General features: G+C 58.3%; 1 pseudogene. It reads left to right on the top strand.

From position 1 onward, the window contains the following. Window positions 1-95: 95 nt before the first annotated feature. Window positions 96-278 (top strand): annotated as a pseudogene (locus tag SB765_RS29260) (ATP-binding protein); the annotation flags it as partial.

Raw genomic sequence — 278 nt, 5'->3', positions numbered from 1 at the left:
CAATCCGTACACTTGCGGCTCCGGCACCCTGGCCAGTCGCAGCGGTTTGCCTGACGGGCCATGCCCGGTCTTGAGTGTATTTGAGGAGTTAATCCATGAATAAAAAGCATGAGAAGCCGCCCAAGCCGGGCTCGGTCTTGCGCCTGCTTTGGCAAAATCATCCCTGGCTGGCCTTCTTTTCAGTGGTCACCGGCATCATCAGTGGCGTGGCGGCGATCGCGGTGGTGAACGTGATCAACCAGGCGATTTACGAGCAGGGATCGCGGTTGCACTTGCTG

Origin of the sequence: Pseudomonas sp. SIMBA_067 (assembly GCF_046534675.1) — a bacterium.
Classification (GTDB): Bacteria; Pseudomonadota; Gammaproteobacteria; order Pseudomonadales; family Pseudomonadaceae; genus Aquipseudomonas; species Aquipseudomonas putida.
Note: the sequence above shows the minus strand (reverse complement) of the source record. Positions and strands in the feature narration are given on the sequence as shown.